General features: G+C 43.3%; 2 protein-coding genes. One reads left to right on the forward strand and one right to left on the reverse strand.

What is annotated here, in order from left to right:
* Window positions 1–305: 305 nt before the first annotated feature.
* On the forward strand, window positions 306–626 hold the full coding sequence (locus FDW94_RS08425; protein WP_057696258.1) for a helix-turn-helix transcriptional regulator: 321 nt from the start codon (window positions 306–308) through the stop codon (window positions 624–626).
* A 27-nt stretch (window positions 627–653) separates the two neighbouring features.
* Here FDW94_RS08425 and FDW94_RS08430 read toward each other — a convergent pair whose 3' ends face one another.
* Complete coding sequence (locus tag FDW94_RS08430) at window positions 654–983, reverse strand: type II toxin-antitoxin system RelE/ParE family toxin (RefSeq protein ID WP_057696255.1); 330 nt, start codon at window positions 981–983, stop codon at window positions 654–656.
* Window positions 984–1,431: the final 448 nt, after the last annotated feature.

A 1,431-nucleotide genomic window follows, 5' to 3' on the forward strand; every position in this document is an offset into this window, starting at 1 on the left:
CGCAGAAATGCACTGAGGGCCTCTCTGGGGGTGCGGGCAACGGGTGTTATGTTAAATGACCTCTTCATTTCTATTCATTTACTATGAACTTCGATGAAGCTTGCAGTTTTTTTTGTAGTGAAAAGTGCGGTTGTCACTTGCATCTTGGCTTAAAGAACATTATATAAGGGGTGAGGTATATAAAAAATTATATTTTTTTGTTGCCTCTTTCTAAGGCGTGCGTATAATGCCGCACCCTGTAAACGCTCGAATATTTTTTGAGCTGCATCTACTTTTTTACACTCGCAGGACTTATGAGGGGAAATATGCTTCACCGTGTAAGTGAACCGTACGAACTCTTTGCTAAGGACGCTGTTGAGCTAAATATGATTTCACTGAAGTCCAAGCTGATCATTATTCTTACGGAGTTGATCCGTGAGCAGGGGTGGTCACAACGTGTCGCAGCAGAGAAGCTAGGTGTCAGTCAGCCAAGAGTCAGTAATCTTATGAACGGTCAATTTTCAAAATTCGCCATCGATACACTATTGGAGATCTTGTGCCGCATTGGATTCGTTATGGATGTTTCATTTCGACCTCACGACAAAGAGAGTCCAATTGACGTGAAAGTGAAAAAAGCAGTGCTGTGAACACTGCTTTGGTTACCGTCTGATTTATCAGAAGTCTTTTGGAAGCATCTTATACCTTAGCTTGATTGTATCCTCCTCGGACTTTGGTGTGCCATCTGACGTTTTTGAGAATGCATGTAGTACGTAGACTGCTTTTTTACCTACTACGTAAACCATCCGGTAAGCTGGTTTACCATTCTTCACCCACTCGATAACACCTTGTCCGAGGCCATTCATCGCCTTGGTCTTCCGCAAAGGTGACAAGCCATATTGTAAACGGTTTATCTCCACTGCTACTTCATCTTCAAGACTCTTTGGGAACACTTTTTGGCCGGTTAGGCTTTTTTGTGAACCCCCAACATATACTACTGGTTTCATGAACACCTCCTATCAGTGTCGTCGTCGATTCAAAGCGCACATACGCATTTCCTCTGTTGGTTGCTATTACCTGCCCCTCTCTCCTTGAGACGGCAGAATTTCAACTCTGGAGTATAAAGTTTTTTCAGGATGTTCCGATAGTGCTTTTTTATATAAATTTTTGTATATCTTACCGATTGCTTGTTTTTTGAGCGATGTGTGTGTTTTTTGACTTGGTGGTTGTGGTTCTTGTAGGCGTTTCTTGACGGGGTGGCCTGAGAGATTTAGTCTGGTGCGGAAACAAAAAAACCACCCGGCAAGGTGGTTTTTTGAAGGTTCAGTAAACCGGCAAGTTTCTGAACCGAGGTAACTGGCTTGGAGGAGCGCAGTCGCCAAAACTTGTTCTTTCAGTTTAGCCCTATCCGGCGCATAACTTCAAGACTCTCTCCTCTAAATCAGTTACCAATGG

Origin of the sequence: Citrobacter sp. wls757 (genome assembly GCF_005280935.1) — a bacterium.
In the GTDB taxonomy this organism is placed as follows: Bacteria; Pseudomonadota; Gammaproteobacteria; order Enterobacterales; family Enterobacteriaceae; genus Citrobacter; species Citrobacter portucalensis.